This is a genomic window from Nostoc sp. (assembly GCF_054880495.1).
Genome location: NZ_JBTYKD010000195.1, coordinates 1 through 3,729, shown reverse-complemented (window position 1 = coordinate 3,729; position 3,729 = coordinate 1). Strand labels below are relative to the sequence as shown.

The following is a 3,729-nucleotide window of genomic DNA, read 5'->3' as shown; positions in this document are numbered from 1 at the left end:
TTGGGACAGTTTCTTTTTTGGGTGGGAGTACCCATCAGCATAGTATCGTTTTTGCGTCAATCTAGCTTGTCGGGACAAATTTGGATTGCACCTGCTATCGCTTACCTAGCCATTTTACTAGGAGGATTTTTAGCTTGGTTAGCCATTAAAGGACAAGCTTATTTTAAAAATACTGTCCCCGAACAATCAACTCAGGCTAGCTTGATATTAGCAGCAATGCTAGGTAACACAGGTTATCTTGGCTTTCCGATTACCTTAGCAATGGTAGGAAAGGAATACTTTGCTTGGGCGTTATTCTACGATTTGCTAGGTTCATTCCCAGGAACTTATGGCTTGGGTGTATTACTAGCAGCGCGTTTTGGCGGTGGTGTACATAATCATTGGCAGATTGCTAAGTCCATCTTAATTAATCCTGCCCTGTGGGGTTTCGGATTTGGCTTGCTGTTTCGACAAGCGACAATTCCCACAGTCGCGGAATTCTGGTTAGATAAATTTGCTTGGAGTGTCGTAACTTTATCTTTGATGTTAATTGGGATGCGACTGGCGCTGCTCAAATCTTGGGGTAGCCTACCACAAGCAGGGATGAGCTTGGGAATCAAAATGCTGCTAGTTCCCTTGGTATTGAGCAGTATTTTACCACTGTTTGGATTAACTGGGGCGATCGCAAAAGTCATCGTGCTACAAATGGCCATGCCTCCAGCTTTCGCCACACTGGTAATTGCAGAGACATTCAATCTTGATCGCGATCTGGCGGTAACTGCTTTAGCTGCTGGGGCTATAGTATTGCTGGTGACTCTCCCAGTTTGGCTGTGGCTATTTTAATTTGGGATTTATGCACTGTGATGCGATCGCTTAAAATCCCAGGAAAAACGCATCTTATCGTTCTAATTTAAGCGCTTTTACAACACGATTTTGAAATCCTACTAATCCGCCTTGGCTTCCCCAATGTTCGTTGAATGTTGGGGTTTCCAACTTCATCACTTTACCCCCTTGAAGATGGACATGATAACCAAACACCATATCTTGTTCTGGAGGTAGACTAGAATAATCTGCCATCCAAACTACTTGAACGAGATGGGAGATACCAAATTCTCCATGCTCCAATGGCACTAAGTTAAGATACAACCCTTGCCCTGACTGTTTCCTAGCCTGGAGGCTCTTAACCCATCCTGGGGGGCTGCCGCCTCCTCTTTCTTGAAGAAAGGCAGCACAAACCTTTGGGATTTTATTAGTGCCATTCAATTCTTATACTTTAGATGCGTTTGCCCTAGATTTTCTTTGGCTTCCTTGAGAAGAATGCAACTCTATTGCTGCTGAGTGCTACACCCAACATCCCAACTAGCAGGGTTCCCAAAACAGTTGTCGGTTCAGGAACCGCAGATGCTTTAATCCGATTCGTACTGGAGTCGAGTAATTGAGCATTATCTGCGGTAATATTTCGGTAAAGATAATAGGTCGCTCCCGGAGAGATGAAGGTACCGTCGGGAGCCTCAACATTGCTGATAAAAACATCACCAATACCAGTACCAGTGCCTAGATCAAAAGCCCCAAATAAATTGCCTGTAGTCGTGTTAAAGTTAAAATTTAAAAACTGATTACTTGAGACACCATTAACAACCTCGTTTTTAGTACCAATCAACTCGTGTGATGGATTGAAAAAAGAAACAGATAGTGACTGCAAGGCTTTTGTAGATCCCGCACCACTTTCGGAAATTATGGCTGGGGTAGTGGTTTCATCGTAGCTGAACGAGCCATCAGCCGAATAACCAGCATCACCCTTCCAGTTAAATGTTAAATCAGCAGCTTGAGCCAGATTAGTAGAAGTAATCATGGAAGTCGCACAGAGTGCCAAACTGGCCGCTACCTGCGCTGCGGCTAGGGCGAAAAAGCTTTTCATTGATTAAATAGTCTCCTATTGACAAATTAGTACAAGTCGGTGTAATTGTGTGCCACGGTAGTAAGAGCCGAATTTATGATCAAGAAATCAAAAACTGCCAAAATCGTAGATTTGATCAAAATTGCAGCAGTAAAAGAACATAATCTTTTCGTCAATAGATTTTATACCAGAAGAGTTCACAAATTATAAAAAAATACTAAGTTAGTAAAATCTAATTTTACAAGGACATTAAAGCGCCAAAAAGCACTCAAAGCAAGAGATGTAGCCGTTAATCAGGTTTCCTTTAATGTTAATAAACTTATTAGAGCGTGGCGAAGGAATTGACGCATATCAGTTAAACTTCTACTGGATGTTGCCCATAATATGGCAAAGCCTCTGACCAATTAGGACACTTGCCCTCTTGCCAATCGAGATTAGCTAGTTCTAAAATACTTGTCACCGTCGCGGCTAACCCAGATTGGGCTTGAATCAGCTGATAATTAGTGTTCCAATTCGCTAAAGTTTCCTGCCATGCTTCTGGTGTCAACACTATATCTGGTAAACACGCTCTTAGTTTAGAAGCATCTGGCTCAAACTGATAAATAGCAGCAAAAATTTGACCTCGTTGTGCTGGCATTTCCACAGCGATAGTTTTGGGATTTTGACTTTTGCCTGCTTCTGACCAAGCTACCGCAGCCAAAGTGGAAATCGCAAATACAGGAATATCTAATTGTTGCCCCAAAGTCCGAGCAGTGACAACACCAATCCGAGTTCCGGTAAAGCCACCAGGGCCTTTTGCAACTGCGATATAAGACAAATCTGCCCAAGTTTGCGGTTTGATAAATTCAATTAAATATTGATGTATTAAGCTAGATAAATCACGTCCCAAATTCCAAACTTGAGAGCGAGTATCACCAGCAAAATTACTAATTGCCAAACCTAATTCCGGTGTGGTGGTGTGTAGTGCTAAGGCGTATTTATTTATTGCAAGGTCTTCTAGTTCCGTTGTCAAAGTTACTTAAAATATCTATTTTTATAGAATTAACGTGATTTATTCAAGTATATAACATAGTGGTTCTCAGCCCTTGCGAGGTACAAGAACCCCACCCCCAACCCCCTCCCCGCAAGCCAGGAGGGGGCTAAGATGTACCTGATGTGATTAGGAAACGTTATAACATAGCGGTTATTAATTGAATAGACTACACTTCTTTTGTTGTACTATACATAGAAGTCTCAGGGCAAACACACTTATATTTTAAGATTTTTAAATGTTTTGCTGCTTTAGCAAAATTAGAAGGCGATCGCAAATAATTAAAAAGTAATAAATAAGTTGAGTAGCAATCAGTCAAACGCTCTTGTTGCAAGGTTTGTGAGAGGCAATGCTGTTCACTCTCTCTGTGCGATCGCAACTAAGATGGGGGATTTGAATTACCGCCTTGCTGTCTCAGTAGATAATCCAAAACTCGGTCAATTCGCTCCAAAGCAGCCCCAGTGGTGAGTTGAAACTCCTGAAACTGAGATTTTTGTGATTCAAAGTTTCGGTCAAGCTTTAGCATGAGTGCTTCTAATCGCTCAGTTCGTGCCTTTGTTTCCTCTATCTCACCGCCTGTCTTTGTAAATAGGCGTTGCGTGTGAGTGATAAAACTATCAACCTTATCAGAAAGTTGGTCAACCTTTACCCCTGTCTGGTCGAGGTGAGATTGGGTACGATCTTGTTTGATGGTCAAATCGTCGAGGTGAGATTGGGTACGATCTTGTTTGATGGTCAACTCGTCGAGGTGAGATTGGGTACGATCTTGTTTGATGGTCAACTCGTCGAGGTGAGATTGGGTACGATCTTGTTTGATGGTCAA

Annotated in this window: 5 protein-coding genes; 1 reads left to right on the top strand and 4 read right to left on the bottom strand. The window is 42.2% G+C overall.

The window, feature by feature from the left end; genetic code table 11:
• Nucleotides 1–822: AEC family transporter (locus tag ACYTXL_RS18585; protein WP_461926038.1), on the top strand; the 822-nt coding region annotated here is incomplete at its 5' end.
• Between the two features lie 54 nt (nucleotides 823–876).
• Here the strand turns inward: ACYTXL_RS18585 and ACYTXL_RS18580 are convergent.
• The 4 genes from ACYTXL_RS18580 to ACYTXL_RS18565 all read right to left on the bottom strand — a co-directional run.
• The gene (locus ACYTXL_RS18580; protein ID WP_461926037.1) at nucleotides 877–1,242 is read right to left on the bottom strand and encodes a hypothetical protein; all 366 of its coding nucleotides are present in this window, start codon (nucleotides 1,240–1,242) and stop codon (nucleotides 877–879) included.
• A 25-nt stretch (nucleotides 1,243–1,267) separates the two neighbouring features.
• Nucleotides 1,268–1,897, bottom strand: a complete 630-nt coding sequence (locus ACYTXL_RS18575; protein ID WP_461926036.1) for a PEP-CTERM sorting domain-containing protein — start codon at nucleotides 1,895–1,897, stop codon at nucleotides 1,268–1,270.
• 334 nt (nucleotides 1,898–2,231) lie between these two features.
• On the bottom strand, nucleotides 2,232–2,888 hold the full coding sequence (tsaB, locus tag ACYTXL_RS18570; RefSeq protein WP_461926035.1) for a tRNA (adenosine(37)-N6)-threonylcarbamoyltransferase complex dimerization subunit type 1 TsaB: 657 nt from the start codon (nucleotides 2,886–2,888) through the stop codon (nucleotides 2,232–2,234).
• Nucleotides 2,889–3,285: 397 nt separating this feature from the next.
• The coding region (locus ACYTXL_RS18565) for a 6-aminohexanoate hydrolase (RefSeq protein WP_461926034.1) at nucleotides 3,286–3,729 on the bottom strand (444 nt) is incomplete at its 5' end.